Genomic DNA, 19,463 nt, shown 5'->3' with positions numbered 1-19,463 from the left:
GAACTCCCCATTTGATCAAGGCGAACAGAGAATGACCGGACGGCGGAAGACCGGTGAGACGAAAGGTCAGTCATCCGTGCCACCCACGATGGCGCCGACCTGCTGCTCGGACATGGCACCGGCCCAGATCCGAATCCGGGTGATCCGGCCCCCGAGGTAGTGGCCCCAGGCGGAGTCGACGAAGCCCGTGCCGACCGCGAAGTCGCCCGAACCCACCACAGCGGTGTAGGCGAGGTCGGGGCCGTTCGGGTTGCCGCCGATGTACAGGCTGATCGTGCCTGCGGAGGCGTCGAACACACCGGTCAGCCGCGTCACACTGTTGGCCGTCACCGTCGTGGGCAGATCGGAGGCAACGGCTGTCCAGGCCCCCGCTGCGTCCAGCCGACCGAAGTACCATTTACCGATGGGGAGTTCCTTTTCGGTCTCCGGGTCGAATTCGGTGCCCTTCTTCTCGAACCACAGACCCCACGAGGAGCCGTCGGCGCCTCGCTGACCGACGACCTGAGCGACATAGTCGTCACTCTTGGCTTCCATAGCCTGTGTGTCCAGCTCCACGGCCGTCGTCACTGTGAAAGACCCCGAGTCGTCCACGACCGGGCCTGCCGTGGTGGCCGTGTCATTCGTGCCGTCAAGGACGATCGCCTTGCCGTCGAGGGACGCTCCGTTGGAGAGCCTGAGGGACCGCTTGTAGCCGGAGAAGGTGTCCGCCAACGGGCCTGTGCCCGGAACAGCCCCGTCCGGATTCCAGTCGGCGACGAGCTCGGTGTACGCGTCGCCGTTCTCGTCCAGTAGGTGGGCCTCCGTGGCCACGTCTTCGTCGGTCAACAGCCGCTGCCAGACAGTCATTTCGTCGACGCGACCGCTCATGTAGTTCTGGTAGGTGCCACCCGAGGTGAACGCGACCCGACCGACCTGCAGCGCGCCACCCGCGACCGTCGCCTTCGACGTGCTGGGCAGGAACACCGGAGAACCCTGTGGCTGGCCGTTCACGTAGAGGCGGATCGACCGGCTTTCGGCGTCGTAGGAACCCGCCACGTGGACCCACGCATTGAGCGGCACGCCTGTGGCACTCGCATTGACGCTGTCGTACTTCCGTACACCGTTCTCGTACCAGCTCCACAGGAACACCCAGCGCTGTACGCCGGACGAGTAGTAGAGAGTGAAGTTGGAGTTGTCGCTTCCCGTCTGGGAGATGACTGTCCGGCTGGCGGACGCGTCACTCAGGTTGGCCCAGGCCGAGACAGTGAAGGAGAACCTCGCGTCGACCACTGCCTCCGAGGTGGCCGCGTATCCCGACTGCCGAACGGCATCGTTGGGATCACCGTTCAGCCACAAGGAGTAGTCCAGCTCACCCCGTCTCGCCAGCAAGGACCAGCCCGCGCCCGCGCCGCGCAGAGTCATGGGGTGCCGTGTGCCCTCTGTTGCGGTGTCAGCCGCCGAGGTCTCAGTCGTGGTGGGGTCAGGGGTGTAGTCGTTGAAGTGCCAACGGCCAACTGCCGGTTGGCCCTCGGCGACCTTGAACTCCACGATTTTACTGTCGCCCTCACCAGCGCTGTCTCCAGCCCGGACCTCAAGCTGTTCCGTGCCCGCGACCCTCGGCGTGACCCATGTCACGACCGTGTTTCCCGCGATCCGTTCCGACCACGACGCGCTCTTGGACAGCTTGTACTGGTAGTAGTCGTTCACGTCTCCAACCGCCGGAGAGAACGTGAACTTCCCCTTGATGCCCGGCCCGCCGGCCGCCACGCAGACGCCGTCACACTCGCTGTACGGACCGCCGAAGGTCACCACCGGGGGCTTCGGGGAGTGCAGGTCGACCGTGAAATAGCACCAGTTCTTGGTCGTCACCGTGCTGGACGACTGTAGGTAGCTCTTGTCGTCGTTGTAGAGAGACTGTGTGGACGCCGCCATCCGGTACGTGCCGTTCTCGGCGAGTGTGATCGGCGTCTCGGCCTTCACCTGTGCGTTGTCGAGCACGGTACTGGGCTGAGGCCGCACCGGCTCGGTGGCCAAGACCCATGTGCCATCGTCCTGCTTCTTCTGGACGTAGAAATGGGCTCGCAGGTGCGCAGCACCCTCACCACCCGCGGCGGTCTGCGGTCGCGCGGTCAGTATCGGATTCCGGTCCGCGATGACGTCCGGATCCGTGGACTTGGTCGAGCATTTGACACCCTTGCCCACTGCGATGCCGGGATAGGTCGGCACAGCAGGCAGCCCCACGAACTTGACCGACAGAGTGGCGTTGTCGTCGAACCGCTTCCATCCGTTGGGGTCGCCCTCGTCGTGCGCCTTCAACATCAGGGTCAACCGGGAGAAGCCACCGTCCGCGAAGACCTTCACCGTGTGGGTGAGGTTCTGGTAGCTCTTGGCAGGGTCGTCATTGAACTCGACCGGCGCGTCCGGCTGGCTCGGAGAACATGCCGTCCCACGCCCTGCAGCGACTCTTTGGTCGCCCATGACATCCCAGTTCGCCGTCGGGCCCGGCCAGTTGGTCGCCGAGGAGATGTTGCCGGTACGGACGAGGTCGACGACCGTCTTCTCGCAGGACATCGAAAACAGCTCGGTCACCCGGAAGGTCGCGTCAAGTACGTGCTTGCCCGCGAGCTTTGCCGACCCGAACTCGAAGTACATGCGCTGCCGGTAACCCGAGCCGCAGTAGTAGGCGAACCCGCCGGTCACGTACGTACCGCAGAGGCCGACGCCCTCGCCGTCGTCTCCGCCGTCGAAGTTGTAGAAGGTGTCGCCGTCCGAGGACAGCACGGTGCGCTCGGACTCGTCCAGCCCCACATCCGGGTCGATGTACAGCGGGTAGACCGTGTTCTCGCCGCTCAGCAGGCCCGCGTCCGGCACCACGGCCACCGCGTCCTCGGTCAGTTCCACCTGCAGCACGGCTGAGGCGTCGCCGTTGCCGGGGCCGTCGGCCGGGTCGGCGGAGGTCTCACCATGGCCGTCCACGACGGGCTCGTCGTCAGCGGCGGCAAGCGACATGGTCGTCGTCCCCGTGCCGGCGGTGTCCCCTGCCGAGTCCCACATCCGCGCGGCCGGTGAACGGAACACCGCGTTGCCGTCCTCGTCCATGGCGGCGAGACCACCACCCGCCCGGGTGGCCACCGTCAGGCCCTGCGTCTTGAGGGAGAACTCGATCCGCTCCAGCTCCGGATTGGCGGCTGCCTCGGCGGACTTGACGATCAACACCTGCCGGACGCCCTCGACCGTCGCCGTCATCCGCAGGTCAACTCCGGGCAGCACCTCCGGGTACGTGGCGGACGCACCGTCCAGCACCGGCTTCGGCAGGTTGCCGGGCCAGCCCAGGCTCAGCCAACGGCCGTCCTCGGCCAGCTTCACCAAGCCTCCGCCGTCACCACCGGCGGAGAAGGAGGTGTCGGCCACCGACGCCTTCGGCCCGATCGAGCCGTCGGCCCGGCGCTCCAGGGTCGCGTCCGGCTCCGCCCAGGATCCGTCCGGCCGCGCGACGCGCACCGGTACGGCGGACTGGGTGAGGGTGAACGAGTAGCCATCAGGGTTGGCGTGGGTCGTGGCGTATTCCTCGCGGGCGCCTACGACTTCGACCGCTTCGCCGGAGGCCGCTGCCTGTTCCAACGCGGCGGACGCCTCGGATGTCGGCGACTCCGTGTCGTCGGCTCGCGCCACCGATGTGGTGACGCCCAGGGCGGGTAGAGCCGCCAGCAACGCCGTGACCGTCAGAGCGGAGACCAACCGTCTCGCACGTCCGACGCTTCCGCGCTGCGGGCAGCGCAAAGAGTCCCCACCCATCCGTACCCCCGTTTTACGTGATCTTTATGAGCCCCCATATCGAACACGGTTGATCGAGAACGGTCAAGCAATTTCAAAGTGAACACATCGGCGTCACAGAACTGCGCACCGAGTGCTGACGCACCTTCTGTGACCGCTCATTGAGACTCAAAATCGATGTTTACCCATGCGCACCATCCGCCAAGATGGCAGCCAGAACGCCATGCTCACACCAGAAGGTGAGTGCGAGTGGCTTGAAATCAACCACCGTTCCAGCTCGCACCCAAGCGGCTTCGACCAACAAGAAAAGGGCCCCGCAAGGCCCTTACCTCACCACCGCACCCCGTTTCCGGGCTCACACCCCAGCAGCCGCACCCCCCGAAGCCGGCCGGATCTGCCGCAGCGCGTAACCCATGAACGCCGCGTTGGCCAGAGCCGCCGCCGCGATGCCCACGAGGTAGAGGGCCAGGAACACTCCGTCACCCGTGCCGTTCAGGGTGCCCTCCGGGAGAAGCATGTAGAGGAGGCTCAGCGGGGCGGTCAGCAGCCACGGGACCACGCCCGACATGGAGGCGTCGGCATGGGAGACGAAGAAGGTGTCGACGAGGAAGAAGCCCGTCGCGGCGACGACCGCGGCCAGGTAACCCCGGGAGAGCCAGTTGTCGGTGGCCAGGGTGAGCAGGGTGCGGGGGCGGCGGTTGCCGTTCATCGTGTCCTCCGGTGAGTGCGCCGCGTCGTGCTGCGCGATGCCTCAACAATGGCCCGCGCCGGCCGACCTGGCATGAGTACACCTACTCATCCGTAACTAGGCTTTCCTGAGTGCGAGTTGGACCTCACGCACCCCTTCGCCTTCGCGGCGCGGGCGGCACCATCACGCGCGAACTGCCACCTGGACGGGCACCCCGCCTTCGATACACGGGCCCACCACAGGAATCGGCACGCGCCACCCCGCCCACGCACCCACCCGCACCACTCGCATGACCCGCCCCCTGGACAGCAGATAAAGTTAGGCTAACCTAACTTTCGAATTGTTCGGTGGGCCGACCCGCCCCGTTCGAAAGCAGCCATCTCATGTTCAACGCCCGTGCCACCCACCTCTCCCGCCGCGGCATGCTCGCCGCAGGCGGCGCCCTCGGCCTCGGGGCCGTCCTCGCCGCCTGTGGGGACGACGACGCGAAAAGCGGTGGCTCGGGCGCGGACGCGTCGAATGCCGCCGCCACTCCCGCCGCCGGTCCCTGGACGTTCAAGGACGACCGCGGCGAGACGGCCAAGGCCGACAAGGTGCCCTCCGACATCGTCGCCTTCACCGGCGTCGCCGCCGCGCTCCACGACTACGGCGTCGAGGTCAAGGGCGTCTTCGGCCCGACCACCACCAAGGACGGCAAGGCCGACGTCCAGGCCGGTGACCTGGACGTCACCAAGGTGACCGTCCTCGGCAACGAGTGGGGCCAGTTCAACATCGAGAAGTACGCGGCCCTCGCCCCCGACCTCCTCGTCTCCACGATGTTCGACAGCGCCGGCACCCTCTGGTACGTCCCGGAGGAGTCCAAGGAGAAGATCCTCGCCGTCGGCGCCCCGACCGTCGGCATCTCCGTGTTCGACATCCAGCTGGACCAGCCGCTGCAGCGCATGCTGGAGCTGGCCAAGACCCTCGGCGCGGACATCACCTCCGCCAAGGTGACCGCCGCGAAGAAGGCCTTCGAGGACGCCGCCGCCCGACTGCGCGCGGCCACCAAGGCCAAGCCGAACATCAAGGTGCTGGTCGGTTCCGCGAGCCAGGACATCTTCTACGTCTCCGGCTCCAACCTCTCCGTCGACCTGGAGTACTTCAAGGCCCTCGGCGTGAACTTCGTCGAGCCCTCCGCCGATGCCCTGAAGGCGAGCGGCGGCTGGTACGAGAACCTGAGCTGGGAGAACGTCGACAAGTACAAGGCCGACGTGATCATGATGGACAACCGTACGTCGGCGATCCAGCCCGGCGACATCACCGAGGCGACCTGGAAGCAGCTGCCCGCGGTGAAGGCGGGGCAGGTGATCGCGCGCAATCCCGAGCCGATCCTGTCGTACGACAAGTGCGTGCCGCTTCTCACGAGCCTCGCGGAGGCGATCGAGAGCGCGAAGAAGGTCGGTTGACACCGGGCGCCCTGAATCTGCGCAGTGAGTGTGCTTGGCGGTGGGGAACTGCGGGCCCGCCGTGGCTGGTCGCGCCCCGCGGCGGAGCCGCAAATGTCACAGCCCCGCGCGCCTTTCGGGGCGCGTCATCGCGTCCCCTGACGATTCGCATCAGGAGTTCGCATGCCGACCGCCACCGACGCCGCCCCCTTCCGGTTCTTCGCCCTCCATGTCGTGCGGACCGCGCGGCCCGGGCCCTCTCTCGTCCGGGTCACCTTCGCCGGGGACGACCTGGTCGCCTTCCGCTCCGACGGGCGCGACCAGAGCCTCTCCCTCTTTCTCCCCCACCCGGGGCAGGAAGCCCCGGCCGTGCCCGTCGAGCTGGGTGACGGATGGTGGCAGGGGTGGCGTGAACTCCCGGACGACGTACGGGCGGTGATGCGCTCGTACACCCTTCGCGCCCTGCGCGCCGACGCCCACGGCCGTACGACGGAGATCGACATCGACTTCGTTCTGCACGGCGTCGAACCCGGTGCCGTCGCCCCCGCCGGGCCGGCCTCCCGCTGGGCTTCCCGGGCCGGCGCCGGTGACCGTGTCCTGCTGCTCGGACCGGCGATCGCGGACAACCGTGCGATCCGCTTCCGCCCGCCGACCGGCACCGACCTCGTCGTCATCTGGGCCGACGAGACCGCCGTACCGGCCGCCTCCGCGATCCTCGAACAGCTCCCCTCCGGCACCAGGGCCCAGGTCTGGCTGGAGGCCGGGCACGCCGGGGACATCCAGGATCTGGCGACCGACGCCGATGCCGAGATCACCTGGCTCGTACGCGGCACAGGCACAGCCGCAAACACCGGGGCACACACGGCCCTCGACGCCATCCGGGACACCCAACTCCCCGCCGCCGAGCGGCCGTACGCCTGGATCGCGGGCGAGTCGTCCGCCGTGAAGCAGCTGCGCCGGCATCTCGTGGGTGAGCGCGGGATCGACCGTCGGGCCGTCACGTTTGTCGGCTACTGGCGGCGCGGGCTCAGCGAGGAGCAGCTGCGCGAGCAGTCCGAATGACGGGTGGGGCGGGTGATTCACACAGAAACCCAAGTTAAGTTAGGTTAGCCTTACCTAAGTAGATCGTTCGGTATGCCGAACCTGAACCTGCCCTCTCCTGCCCTCTCTGTCCCCCGGAGGCTCCCCCCATGCGCTCGCACCTGCTCAATGACACGACCGCGGAGCGGTACCGCCGCTCCGTGACCGAAGGAGTCGAGCGGGTGGCGGCCAAACTCGCCACCACGGACCGTCCGTTCACCGGCGTCACGGTCGACGCCCTCGCTCCCCGCATCGACCGGATCGACCTGGACCGGCCCCTCCTCGACGAGGCCGCCGCCCTCGACGAGCTCGAAGAGGTCTATCTGCGCGACGCGGTCTACTTCCACCACCCGCGCTACCTCGCCCACCTCAACTGCCCGGTCGTCATACCCGCGGTGCTCGGCGAGGCTATCCTCTCCGCCGTCAACTCCTCCCTCGACACCTGGGACCAGTCGGCCGGCGGCACCCTCATCGAGCGCAAGCTGATCGACTGGACCAACGAGCGCATCGGCCTCGGCCCCGCCGCCGACGGCGTCTTCACCAGCGGTGGCAGCCAGTCCAACCTCCAGGCGCTGCTGCTCGCCCGGGAGGAGGCCAAGAGCGAGTCCGCCGCCGACCTGCGTATCTTCGCCTCCGAGGTCAGCCACTTCAGCGTGAAGAAGTCCGCGAAGCTCCTCGGGCTGGGCCCCGACTCGGTCGTCTCCATCCCCGTCGACCACGACAAGCGGATGCAGACCGTCGCCCTCGCGCGCGAGCTGGAGCGCTGCGAGCGCGACGGGCTGGTGCCCATGGCAGTCGTCGCCACCGCGGGCACCACCGACTTCGGCTCCATCGACCCGCTGCCCGAGATCGCCGAACTCTGCGCCCAGTACGGCACTTGGCTGCACGTGGACGCCGCCTACGGCTGCGGACTGCTCGCCTCGGTCAAGCGCCGCGACCTCCTCAGCGGCATCGAACGCGCCGACTCGGTCACCGTCGACTACCACAAGTCCTTTTTCCAGCCGGTGAGTTCGAGCGCCCTGCTGGTCCGGGACGCGGCCACGCTCCGCCACGCCACCTATCACGCGGAGTACCTCAACCCGCGCCGCATGGTGCTGGAGCGCATCCCCAACCAGGTCGACAAGTCCCTCCAGACGACCCGCCGCTTCGACGCGCTCAAGCTGTGGATGACCCTGCGCGTGATGGGCGCCGACGGCATCGGCGAACTCTTCGACGAGGTCTGCGACCTGGCCCAGGAGGGCTGGGAGCTCCTCGCCGCCGACCCGCGCTACGACGTCGTGGTCGAACCCTCCCTCTCCACCCTCGTCTTCCGCTACATCCCCGCCGCCGTCACCGACCCCGCGGAGATCGACCGCGCCAACCTGTACGCCCGCAAGGCCCTGTTCGCCTCCGGGGCTGCCGCGGTCGCGGGGACGAAGGTCGGCGGACGCCACTACCTCAAGTTCACCCTGCTCAACCCCGAGACCACGACGGACGACATCACCGCCGTACTCGACCTGATCGCCGGCCATGCCGAGCGGTACCTGGGAGAGTCCGCCGACCACCTCGCCGCCGTCACCACCGTCGCCTCCGTCGCTTCCTGAAGCCGCAGCCATGAACAGGAACGAAGCAGTGAACAGGACCGGAGCAGTGAACAAGACCTACGACTTCATCGGGATCGGTCTCGGCCCCTTCAACCTCGGCCTCGCCTGCCTCACCGAGCCGATCGACGAACTCGACGGCGTCTTCCTGGAGTCGAAGCCCGACTTCGAGTGGCACTCGGGGATGTTCCTCGACGGCGCCCATCTCCAGACGCCGTTCATGTCGGACCTCGTCACCCTCGCCGACCCGACCTCCCGGTACTCCTTCCTCAACTACCTCAAGGAATCGGGGCGGTTGTACTCGTTCTACATCCGCGAGAACTTCTACCCGCTGCGCGTCGAGTACGACGACTACTGCCGCTGGGCCGCGAACAGACTGCGCAGCGTCCGCTTCGACACCACGGTCACCGAGGTGACCTACGAGTGCGAGGACGAGCTGTACGCCGTCCGCACGGCCGCCGGTGAGCTCTACCGGGCGCGGAAGCTGGTCCTCGGTACCGGCACTCCCCCGTACATCCCGGAGGCGTGCGCGGACCTGGGCGGCGACTTCATCCACAACTCCCAGTACATGCGGCACAAGCGGGAGTTGCAGGCGAAGGAGTCGATCACGCTGGTCGGCAGCGGTCAGTCCGCCGCCGAGATCTACCACGACCTCCTCAGCGAGATCGACGTCCACGGCTACCGGCTCAACTGGGTGACGCGCTCGCCGCGCTTCTTCCCCCTCGAATACACCAAGCTGACGCTGGAGATGACCTCCCCGGAGTACATCGACTACTTCCGCGCGCTGCCCGAGCGGACCCGCTACCGCCTCACGCAGGAGCAGAAGGGCCTTTTCAAGGGCATCGACGGCGAACTGATCAACGAGATCTTCGACCTGCTCTACCGGAAGAACCTCGGCGGCCCGGTCCCGACCCGGCTGCTCACCAACTCCGCGCTGAACACGGTGACCTACGAGGCCGGGAGCGGGACGTACACGCTCGGGCTGCGTCAGGAGGAGCAGGAGAAGGCGTACACCCTGGACACCCAGGGCCTGATCCTCGCCACCGGCTACAAGTACGCCGAGCCGGAGTTCCTCAAGCCCGTCCGCGACCGGCTGCGCTACGACACCCAGGGCAACTTCGACATCGCCCGCAACTACGCGATCGACACGACCGGACGCGGGGTCTTCCTCCAGAACGCCGGCGTCCACACCCACTCGGTCACCTCGCCCGACCTGGGCATGGGCGCGTACCGCAACAGCTTCATCATCGGCGAGCTGCTCGGCAGCGAGTACTACCCGGTCGAGAAGACCATCGCCTTCCAGGAGTTCGCCGTATGACCTTCACCTTCCGGCCGCTCGACCCCCTCCAGGACGCCGAGTTGCTGCACAGCTGGCTCACGCACCCCAAGGCGGCCTTCTGGATGATGCAGGACGCCCGCCTCGAAGACGTCGAGCGTGCCTACATGGAGGTCGCCGCCGACGAGCACCAGCACGCCCTCCTCGGTCTCCAGGACGGCGTGCCCGTCTTCCTGCTGGAGCGGTACGACCCGGTCCACCGCGAACTGGTCGGCCTGTACGAGCCGCAGCCCGGTGACGTCGGCATGCACTTCCTGGTGCCGGCGACCGACACACCCGTGTCCGGGTTCACCAGGTCCGTCATCACGGCCGTGATGGCCCACCTCTTCGAGGACCCGCGCACCGCCCGCGTCGTCGTCGAGCCGGACGTCGGCAACAAGGCAGTGCACACCCTGAACGAAGCCGTCGGGTTCGTGCCCGAGCGAGAGATACAGAAGCCGGAGAAGAAGGCGTTGCTGAGTTTCTGCACCCGTGAGCAGTTCGAGAAGGCGATGAAGTCGATGCAGGCGATGTCCGTATGAACCTCGCCGACGCCACCGCCCACCTCTCCCCCGAGCGCTGGGAACAGGCCAACCGCCTCCTGATCCGCAAAGCCCTGGCCGAGTTCGCGCACGAACGGCTGCTGACCCCCGAACCCGAAAGGGGCGACGGCGGTGACCACGCCGACGCCGGTTACGTCGTACTCGGTGACGACGGCCTGACCCGCTACCGCTTCGCCGCCACCCGCCACGCCCTCGACCACTGGCAGGTCGACGCCGAGTCCATCACCCGGCATCGCGGCGGGGCCGAACTCCCGCTCAACGCGCTCGACTTCTTCATCGAGCTGCGGAAGTCGCTCGGCCTGAGCGACGAGGTCCTGCCCGTCTACCTGGAGGAGATCTCCTCCACCCTCGCCGGCACCTGCTACAAGCTCACCAAGCCGCGGATCCCCGTCGCCGAGCTCGCCGAAGGCGACTTCCAGGCGATCGAGACCGGGATGACCGAGGGCCACCCCTGCTTCGTCGCCAACAACGGGCGGCTCGGCTTCGGCGTGCACGAGTACCTCGCGTACGCGCCCGAGACGGCGAGCCCGGTCCGGCTGGTGTGGCTGGCCGCGCACCGCTCGCGCGCCGCGTTCACGGCGGGCGTCGGCATCGAGTACGAGGATTTCCTGCGTGCGGAGTTGGGGCAGGAGACGGTCGTCCGCTTCCGTACAAAACTGTCCGACCGGGGCCTCGACCCCACCGAGTACCTCTTCATCCCGGTGCACCCCTGGCAGTGGTGGAACAAGCTCACCGTCACCTTCGCCGCCGAGATCGCCCAACAGCACCTGGTCTGCCTGGGCGAGGGCGACGACGAGTACCTCGCCCAGCAGTCCATCCGGACCTTCTTCAACCGGTCCGCCCCCGAGAAGCACTACGTCAAGACCGCTCTCTCGGTCCTCAACATGGGCTTCATGCGCGGGCTTTCGGCCGCCTACATGGAGGCGACCCCGGCCATCAACGACTGGCTGGCCCAACTCATCGACAACGACCCGGTGTTGAAGTCGACGGGCCTGTCGATCATCCGGGAGCGCGCGGCCGTCGGCTACCGCCACCTGGAGTACGAGGCCGCCACCGACCGCTACTCCCCGTACCGCAAGATGCTGGCCGCGCTCTGGCGCGAGAGCCCGGTGTCGTCCCTCGACGACGGCGAGTCGCTGGCCACCATGGCGTCGCTCGTCCACGTCGACCACGAGGGCCGCTCCTTCGCCGCAGCCCTCGTCGAGCAGTCGGGCCTGCCCCCGAAGGAGTGGCTGCGCGGCTACCTGGGCGCCTACTTCACCCCGCTCCTGCACAGCTTCTACGCCTACGACCTGGTCTACATGCCGCACGGCGAGAACGTCATCCTCGTCCTGCGGGACGGCGCGGTCCAGCGCGCGATCTACAAGGACATCGCCGAGGAGATCGCCGTCCTGGACCCGGACGCGGTACTGCCGCCGACGGTCGAGCGGCTGCGCGTGGACGTGCCGGAGGACAAGAAGCTCCTGTCCGTCTTCACGGACGTCTTCGACTGCTTCTTCCGCTTCCTCGCCGCCAACCTCGCCACCGAAGGCGTCCTGGCCGAGGACGACTTCTGGCGGACGGTCGCCGAGGTCACCCGCGCCTACCAGGAGGCGAACCCCCAACTGGCCGACAAATTCCGCCAGTACGACATGTTCGCCCCCGAGTTCGCCCTGTCCTGCCTCAACCGGCTGCAACTGCGTAACAACAAGCAGATGGTGGATCTGGCGGATCCGGCGGGCGCCCTCCAGCTGATCGGCACCCTGAGGAATCCCGTCTCAGGGTTCTGATCAAGGCAGACGGGCTCCCCGGGTACGGTCCCCGGGGAGCTCGTCACCGTCCGCGTCGACGTCTTCGCCCTCCGTACCGCTTCCGTGTGTGTAACACGGGTGCGTGAACGCACAGCCCCCGCACAGAATGCGGCACTACGGTCCTGGCCTTGCCGTGCCCGCTCCGTGGGGAGTCAAGATTCATGACCGAGCACTTTGCACAGCAAGTCCCGCACCACCAGCCGTCCGTGCCCGGCCTCCCGCCGGAACACGCCCCGGCTGTCCACGCGTACGCGAACGCCTTCTGTGCGAGGCCGCGCGACGCCACCGACCTGGCCGTCCAGGTGCTCGCCCGCGGATCGCGGCAGCACGGACCCGCCCTGCGCACCGATCTCCTCGCCGACGTGCGGCGCACCGCCGACAGCTGGCTGCACGAGGGGCGGGAGGGGCTGCTGCGCCAGGAGTTCCGCGACTGGTCGAAACGGGCCGCCGACACCTTCGGGCCCGTCGACACACTGCACCGGGTGGAGCGCGGCTCGGTTCTGCTGGCCGCCTTCGAGCAACTGCCCGAGCAGCAGCGGGCCGCGCTGTGGCTGTGCCTGGCCGAGCCGGAGGAGACGGTGTCGGCGGCGAGGATCCTGAACACGACCGTGGAGTTCGCCGACTCCCTGGCCCAGTCGGCCCGCAGCCGCCTCGTCGACACCTTCCTGCGCGTACGGGCCGGACGCACCGCCGACCCGCAGTGCCTCCGCTACGGCGCGATGCTCGGCGCCATCGCGCGCGGCACCCATCGTGAGGCGCCCGCGGACCTCCAACAGCACCTGGACACCTGCGACTTCTGCACCGTCGACCTGACACTGCTGCGCACGCTCGCGGTGGGTGACGCGGAGGACGTACGCCGGCTGCTGGTCGACCAGATACTGGTGTGGGGCGGGGCCGCGTACCGCAAGGCGCGCTCGGGGGACCGGGTGCCGAGCCGCGAGCCCGCCACACCGGCCTCGTCGGCCTCACCGGTCAGGCCGACCGGGAACGGAGGTCACCGGGCCGAGGACCGCGGACGCAGACGTCCGGTGCTCGTGGTGGCGGTCACCGTGGCCGTGACAGCCGTGCTGACCACCGGGGTGCTGCGCCTGTTGGCGGGGTCCGGCTCCGCCGAGGGAGCCGAGCGTCCCCAGGCCACGGCGACCGCCTCCATCGCACCGTCCTCCGTGGCCGCCGCGACCACGGACACGATCACCCTCAAGAGCGTGTCCACCGGACGCTGCGTCAACGGCCCGGCCACAGACGCCTCGCCGGGTTCCGGCCCCGCCCCCGCCGCCGACCCCGTCCTGGCGGCCTGCGACGGCGGACGGACACAGGAGTGGCAGGTCGTCCGCCTGACGAAGGGGGCGGTCGCCCTGGTGAACGTCGGGTCGAGGCTCTGCCTGGACATCGCGGGCTACCGGGTCGCCGGCGACGGGATGCAACAGCGGCCGTGCGCCTACGAGCAGGGTGCCTCCGCGCCCTTCCCGGAGGACCAGGCGTTCCTGCCGAGGGCCGCGGCCGGGGACTCGTTCGTCCTCGTCTGTCAGGACAACCCGGAGATCGCCATCGGGGAGCGCGACGGCAAGCTCTCGATGCGCACAACGACCTTGACCAACAAGGCGGTTCGGTTCACCTCCGACGAGGAGGCCGCGAGCGCGCTGGGGCTGTGACGGCCCGGTGCCAGAATCTCCCCATGGCGGAAATCATCCAGAAGGACGGCACATGGGTCTTCGACGGTGACGCCCTCCGGCTCACCCCGGGGCGGGACAGGAACGTCAGCCTGCTCCGCAGGGAACTGGGCGAACTCACCCTCCCCCTGCACGCGTTGGCCGGTGTCTCCTTCGAACAGGGCAGAAAGTCGGGGCGCCTCAGGCTCCGGCTGCGCGACGGCGCCGACCCGCTGCTCCAGGCGACCGGCGGCAAGCTGGCGGAGACCGACGACCCGTATCAGCTGAACGTCGAGTCGGACCGGTACGGCGTCGCCGAGTACCTCGTGGACGAGGTCCGGAACGCGCTGCTGCTCGACGAGGTGCCGTCCGGTGCCGTGGACCGGTATCTGCTGCCCGGGCCCGCCATACCGCTGTCCGTGTCGGCCGGGGACGGCACCGCGACCTTCGATGGTGAGCACGTCCGGCTGGAGTGGAACTGGAAGACGGAGGACGCGAAGGCCGCCGCCGGCCCCCGTTCCCTGGCCGTCGGCGACATCGCGGCCGTGGAGTGGCATCCGGCGGTGGGCCTGGAGAACGGCTACCTGCGCTTCGGTGTGCGGCACGCGCCGACCAAGGCCCCGCCGAAGTACGACCCCAACTCCGTGGAGCTGTGGGGGTTCAAGAAGGACCCGCTGATGGCGTTGGTGGCGGCGGCCGTCCAGGCCCGCCTGCCGCATCCGGCGACACCCGTGGCGGACGTACCGTCGCGGCGGCCGGAGGAACTCCCCGCACCCGACGGCGGGACGGTCGAGCACGACCACGACGCCCACCTCCGCCGCCTGCGCGAACTCGGTGAGCTGCACCGGACGGGTGTACTCACGGACGACGAGTTCGCGCTCGCCAAACAGGCGGTCCTCAGGCGCATGTAGGAACACGCGCCGGAGAACCGCCTGTCGGTGTTGCTCGTACGCCCTGCCTTCGGGGCATACGAGCACGCTCAGCGTACGCGGCGCGCGACCGTGAAGCGGTCGACCTCCTCGCCGGTCTCCGCGATGCCGCGCACGGTCAGGGTGGCGAGGCGGCCCTTGGCGGCGGGGGTGACGTCGACGCGGAGGAACGAGTAGTCGAGGTAGCGCACGCGCGACCAGGTGACCGTCTCGTTGACCTTGCCGTCCTTGGTGTTGATGAAGGAGGCGACGGAGTCGACCTCGTTCTCGTGGCCCTCGTAGGACAGCGGGGCGGTGAACGCGTACAGGCTGCGGCCGGCCGCGCCCGCCGTCACATAGACGACACCCTCGGTCTCGGGGTACGAAGTCCCGCCGATCGGGAGCTTCTTGACGACCGCGCCCGCCTTGATGACATCCGTCCGCTCGTACTGGTGGTTGTGGCCGTTGATGACCAGGTCGACCGTGTACTTCTCGAACAGCGGCACCCACTCCTGGCGTACGCCCCCCTCCGAGGCGTGCGCGGTGGAGGTGCAGTAGGCGCAGTGGTGGAAGAAGACCACGACGAAGTCGACGTCCTTGGCGGCGCGGAACTTCTTGAGCTGCGCCTCCAGCCACTTGGTCTGGGTACCGCCGGAGAGCCCCAGGTTGGCCGGGATCTCGAAGGAGATGTCGTTGGCGTCGAGCGAGATGACCGCGGTGTTGCCGTAGACGAAGGAGTAGACGCCGGGGAGGTTCTTCCTGTCCGGGCCGTTGTCGGGGAGGTTCCAGCGGGCTTCCTCACCGCCGTAGCCGTTGGGCGAGTACCAGGCCTCCATGTCGTGGTTGCCGTAGGCCGGCATCCACGGGACGGACTTGGCGACCGACTCGGTCTGCGCGAGGAACTGGTCCCACACGCGGGAGTCGAAGCCGGTGTCGGAGGTCTTGCCCTGTCCGGCCGGGTCGCCGTACGCGATGTCGCCGGCGTGCAGGTGGAAGGCCGGGTTCTGGCCGAGGAGCAGGCTGTTGTTGGCCAGCGCGTGATAGCTGACGCCCTCGTCGCCGAAGGCCGTGAAGGTGAACGGCTTCTTGTGGTCGGGGGCGGTGGTGAAGGTGCCGAGCGTGCCCAGCAGGTGCGCCTCGGCCGGGTCGAACCCGGCGTGGCCGACGCCGTAGTAGTACGTCCGGCCCGGGCGCAGGTGGGTGAGCTTGGCGTGCAGGTAGTACTGGGTGTGGTCGCCGCTGGCGCCGACGCCGGCCGGGGTGTAGAGGGTGCGGACCTCGGCCTCGATCTTGCGCGAGAGGTCCCACGGATGGGCGCCGATCCGGATGAAGGGCTTCTTCACCGCGACCGGGACCTGCCAGGAGACGGTGATCTCCGTGCGGGGGTCGTTGCCCCAGGCGAGGTGGCGGCCGAAGGGGGCGACGAGCGCGCCGTCGACCTTCGCGGCCTGCGAGTACGTCTGCCGCGTCGGTGCGGAGGTCCGCGTCGCGGCCTGGGCGGCGCCCGGCACGAACGCACCGCCCGCGACGGCGCCGACGGTGACGGCACCGCTTCTGATCATCGTGCGCCGCGAGAACTTGGCGCGAAGGTACTCGTGCTGCTCGGCCATGCTCATGCGCTCTGCGAGCTGCTCGGGTACGCCCATGCGAGGAGTGTCCATGGCTGAAAACAGTGCTGTGGACAGCCATCGCCACGCAGGACACAGGGTGAACAGGCCCCGAACAGGGTCCCATAAGAGTTTCAACAGACCGTTGCCCGATATCGGGCAGGATTCTTGCGATTGCCAGCGCTTTACCTCAGGATCGTCGGGTGCACGACGAACTCGTTGATCACCTGACGCGTACCACACCCCTCTCCCGGGGCGAGGCGCTGCGGGTGATTCAGGACGTTCTCGCCTACTTCGACGAGACAACCGAGGATTATGTCCGTCGCCGCCACCGCGAACTCCAGGGCCAGGGCCTGGTGAACGCGACGATCTTCGACCGGATCGAGGCGGACCTGAAATACAGAGCGGTCGCACCGCCGGAGCTCACCCTCCGGCAGCTGCGCCGCATCGTCTACGGCTAGGGACCAGGTACTCATATATGTGCGGGATTGTCGGATACATCGGCAGGCGTGACGTGGCGCCGCTGCTCCTCGAAGGCCTTCAGCGCCTGGAGTACCGCGGCTACGACTCGGCGGGCATCGTCGTGACCTCGCCGAAGGCTGCGGGCCTGAAGATGGTCAAGGCCAAGGGCCGGGTCCGGGACCTGGAGGCCAAGGTCCCCAAGCGCTTCGCCGGCACCACGGGCATCGCCCACACCCGCTGGGCCACGCACGGCGCCCCCTCCGACCACAACGCGCACCCGCACATGTCGGCCGACAACAAGGTCGCCGTCGTCCACAACGGGATCATCGACAACGCCTCCGACCTGCGCAAGAAGCTCGAAGCCGACGGAGTCGAGTTCCTCTCCGAGACGGACACCGAGGTCCTCACCCACCTCATCGCCCGCTCCCAGGCCGACACCCTGGAGGAGAAGGTCCGCCAGGCGCTGCGCGTGATCGAGGGCACGTACGGCATCGCCGTCATGCACGCCGACTTCCCCGACCGGATCGTGACGGCCCGCAACGGCTCGCCGGTCGTCCTCGGCATCGGTGAGAAGGAGATGTTCGTCGCCTCGGACATCGCCGCGCTGGTCGCCCACACGCGGCAGATAGTGACGCTGGACGACGGCGAGATGGCCACCCTCAAGGCCGACGACTTCCGCACGTACACCACCGAGGGCACGCGTACGACGGCCGAGCCGACCACCGTGGAGTGGGAGGCCGCCTCGTACGACATGGGCGGCCACGACACGTACATGCACAAGGAGATCCACGAGCAGCCCGACGCCGTGGACCGCGTCCTGCGCGGCCGGATCGACGACCGCTTCTCCACGGTCCACCTCGGCGGCCTCAACCTGGACGCCCGCGAGGCGCGTGCCGTGCGGCGCGTGAAGATCCTCGGCTGCGGCACCTCGTACCACGCGGGCATGATCGGCGCCCAGATGATCGAGGAGCTGGCCCGCATCCCCGCCGACGCCGAGCCCGCCTCCGAGTTCCGCTACCGCAACGCGGTCGTGGACCCCGACACCCTGTACGTGGCCGTCTCCCAGTCCGGTGAGACGTACGACGTGCTGGCCGCCGTACAGGAGCTGAAGCGCAAGGGCGCGCGGGTGCTGGGCATCGTGAACGTCGTCGGTTCGGCGATCGCCCGCGAGGCGGACGGCGGCATGTACGTGCACGCCGGCCCCGAGGTCTGCGTCGTCTCGACGAAGTGCTTCACCAACACCACCGTCGCCTTCGCCCTGTTGGCCCTGCACCTCGGGCGCACCCGCGACCTCTCCGTCCGGGACGGCAAGCGGATCATCGAGGGCCTGCGCAGGCTGCCCGGGCAGATCGCCGAGATCCTGGAGCAGGAGGAGGAGATCAAGAAGCTGGCCGAGCAGTACGCCGAGGCCCGCTCGATGCTCTTCATCGGCCGCGTCCGGGGCTACCCGGTGGCCCGCGAGGCCTCCCTGAAGCTGAAGGAGGTCTCGTACATCCACGCCGAGGCCTACCCCGCCTCGGAGTTGAAGCACGGCCCGCTGGCCCTCATCGAGCCCGCGCTGCCCACGGTCGCGATCGTCCCGAACGACGACCTCCTGGAGAAGAACCGCGCCGCCCTGGAGGAGATCAAGGCCCGCAGCGGTCGCATCCTCGCGGTGGCCCACCAGGAACAGGAGAAGGCCGACGAGACGATCGTCGTCCCGAAGAACGAGGACGAACTGGACCCGATCCTGATGGGCATCCCCCTCCAACTCCTCGCCTACCACACGGCGTTGGCCCTGGGCCGGGACATCGACAAGCCGAGGAACCTGGCGAAGTCGGTCACGGTGGAGTAGCCGGCCTCCTGGAGGGCCGCCCCGAAGGGGCGCCCGCCAGGGGCGCGGGGAACTGCGCGACCAGCCCCCACGCCCCCGCAGAGGCCGACGAACAGAAGCGGACCCCCCGTGTTGCCACCAGACACGAGGGGTCCGCTCATATCGCCGGGGATCGCCCAAACCCCCAGCCTGCGCGGCTAACCGGTGGCCGTCACGCCCCGGCCGGCAGCACGTCGTGGAAGAACCGTCGGCCAGTGGGCCAGTGCCGCCGTCGCGGCGTACCAGGCGGCCAGGCCGCCCACCGCGGCGAACCATCCGCCCACCTTGGCGAGTCCCCCGGAGTCCCCGAACTGCGCGATGGCGAGCAGCAGCATCGCCACGAACAACATGCCGTACGCACCCCGCGTGAGCGGAGCCGCCGCGGACGCTCCCAGCGTCAGACTCAGCGCGACGAGGGCGAACAGCAGCAGGAACAGCCCCGCCGCGTTGGCCGAGACCTGGCTGTCGGCACCGACTCCCCAGGTGAACCAGAACGCGCCCAGGGCGGCGAAGGCCGTACCGGTGAAGGTGTCCCGGTCGCGGAAGGCCAGCAGCCCGGCGATGAAGAGGGCGAGGCCGCCGACGTAGGTGGCGAGTGGGACCGCGCTCGCGGCCGTCACGCCGTCGATCACCTCGGTGTGCCCGAGGCCGAAGGCCAACAGGGTGAGTCCGAGCGCGAGATGGCCGAGGATCGTGGTGATGCTTCCCGCGGAGACGTCATTGTCCACGGCGGGCTCCCTTCGTGCATGTGCCCGTACAGCTTGTGCGGTGACCGATATATGCCCTTCACAA

At 68.5% G+C, this 19,463-nt stretch carries 14 protein-coding genes; 10 read left to right on the top strand and 4 right to left on the bottom strand.

Going from position 1 to position 19,463, the window contains the following annotated elements; all coding sequences use genetic code 11:
- Window positions 1-66 precede the first annotated feature (66 nt).
- Both OG595_RS27345 and OG595_RS27340 read right to left on the bottom strand, forming a co-directional pair.
- Window positions 67-3,690, bottom strand: a complete 3,624-nt coding sequence (locus OG595_RS27345) for a LamG domain-containing protein (RefSeq protein WP_329276504.1) — start codon at window positions 3,688-3,690, stop codon at window positions 67-69.
- 418 nt (window positions 3,691-4,108) lie between these two features.
- On the bottom strand, window positions 4,109-4,462 hold the full coding sequence (locus tag OG595_RS27340) for an SCO4225 family membrane protein (RefSeq protein WP_329276502.1): 354 nt from the start codon (window positions 4,460-4,462) through the stop codon (window positions 4,109-4,111).
- Window positions 4,463-4,824: 362 nt separating this feature from the next.
- Between OG595_RS27340 and OG595_RS27335 the strand changes: the two genes are divergently transcribed.
- The 8 genes from OG595_RS27335 to OG595_RS27300 all read left to right on the top strand — a co-directional run bounded on the left by OG595_RS27335 (window position 4,825) and on the right by OG595_RS27300 (window position 14,753).
- Complete coding sequence (locus OG595_RS27335) at window positions 4,825-5,886, top strand: ABC transporter substrate-binding protein (protein WP_329276500.1); 1,062 nt, start codon at window positions 4,825-4,827, stop codon at window positions 5,884-5,886.
- A 162-nt stretch (window positions 5,887-6,048) separates the two neighbouring features.
- The gene (locus tag OG595_RS27330; RefSeq protein ID WP_329276499.1) at window positions 6,049-6,927 is read left to right on the top strand and encodes a siderophore-interacting protein; all 879 of its coding nucleotides are present in this window, start codon (window positions 6,049-6,051) and stop codon (window positions 6,925-6,927) included.
- 128 nt (window positions 6,928-7,055) lie between these two features.
- Entirely contained in the window at window positions 7,056-8,528 is a 1,473-nt protein-coding gene (desA, locus tag OG595_RS27325; protein ID WP_329276498.1) for a lysine decarboxylase DesA, read from the top strand.
- Between the two features lie 10 nt (window positions 8,529-8,538).
- Complete coding sequence (locus tag OG595_RS27320; RefSeq protein ID WP_329276497.1) at window positions 8,539-9,843, top strand: lysine N(6)-hydroxylase/L-ornithine N(5)-oxygenase family protein; 1,305 nt, start codon at window positions 8,539-8,541, stop codon at window positions 9,841-9,843.
- Window positions 9,840-10,382, top strand: coding sequence for a GNAT family N-acetyltransferase (locus OG595_RS27315; RefSeq protein ID WP_329276495.1), 543 nt, complete (start codon window positions 9,840-9,842; stop codon window positions 10,380-10,382). The genes OG595_RS27320 and OG595_RS27315 overlap by 4 nt, the downstream gene beginning before the upstream one ends.
- Complete coding sequence (locus OG595_RS27310; RefSeq protein WP_329276493.1) at window positions 10,379-12,172, top strand: IucA/IucC family protein; 1,794 nt, start codon at window positions 10,379-10,381, stop codon at window positions 12,170-12,172. Before OG595_RS27315 ends, OG595_RS27310 begins: the two co-directional genes overlap by 4 nt.
- Before the next feature lie 182 nt (window positions 12,173-12,354).
- Complete coding sequence (locus OG595_RS27305) at window positions 12,355-13,845, top strand: RICIN domain-containing protein (protein ID WP_329276491.1); 1,491 nt, start codon at window positions 12,355-12,357, stop codon at window positions 13,843-13,845.
- 23 nt (window positions 13,846-13,868) lie between these two features.
- The gene (locus OG595_RS27300) at window positions 13,869-14,753 is read left to right on the top strand and encodes a DUF4429 domain-containing protein (protein WP_329276489.1); all 885 of its coding nucleotides are present in this window, start codon (window positions 13,869-13,871) and stop codon (window positions 14,751-14,753) included.
- Between the two features lie 68 nt (window positions 14,754-14,821).
- On the opposite strand, the gene OG595_RS27295 is transcribed toward OG595_RS27300, so the two are convergent.
- The gene (locus OG595_RS27295) at window positions 14,822-16,396 is read right to left on the bottom strand and encodes a purple acid phosphatase family protein (protein ID WP_329283226.1); all 1,575 of its coding nucleotides are present in this window, start codon (window positions 16,394-16,396) and stop codon (window positions 14,822-14,824) included.
- Window positions 16,397-16,560: 164 nt separating this feature from the next.
- Here OG595_RS27295 and OG595_RS27290 point away from each other — a divergent pair, with 164 nt between their 5' ends.
- Entirely contained in the window at window positions 16,561-16,818 is a 258-nt protein-coding gene (locus OG595_RS27290; protein WP_164313127.1) for a hypothetical protein, read from the top strand.
- 17 nt (window positions 16,819-16,835) lie between these two features.
- On the top strand, window positions 16,836-18,653 hold the full coding sequence (gene glmS / locus OG595_RS27285) for a glutamine--fructose-6-phosphate transaminase (isomerizing) (protein ID WP_329276485.1): 1,818 nt from the start codon (window positions 16,836-16,838) through the stop codon (window positions 18,651-18,653).
- 176 nt (window positions 18,654-18,829) lie between these two features.
- Here the strand turns inward: glmS and OG595_RS27280 are convergent, their stop codons facing one another.
- Window positions 18,830-19,399: an acetate uptake transporter gene (locus OG595_RS27280; protein ID WP_329276483.1), complete on the bottom strand. Its 570-nt coding sequence runs from the start codon at window positions 19,397-19,399 to the stop codon at window positions 18,830-18,832.
- Between the last annotated feature and the right edge of the window lie 64 nt (window positions 19,400-19,463).

Source organism: Streptomyces sp. NBC_01451 (assembly GCF_036227485.1).
Classification (GTDB): domain Bacteria; phylum Actinomycetota; class Actinomycetes; order Streptomycetales; family Streptomycetaceae; genus Streptomyces.
The sequence above is the reverse complement of the archived record's forward strand: the minus strand, read 5'-3'. Positions and strand labels throughout refer to the sequence as shown.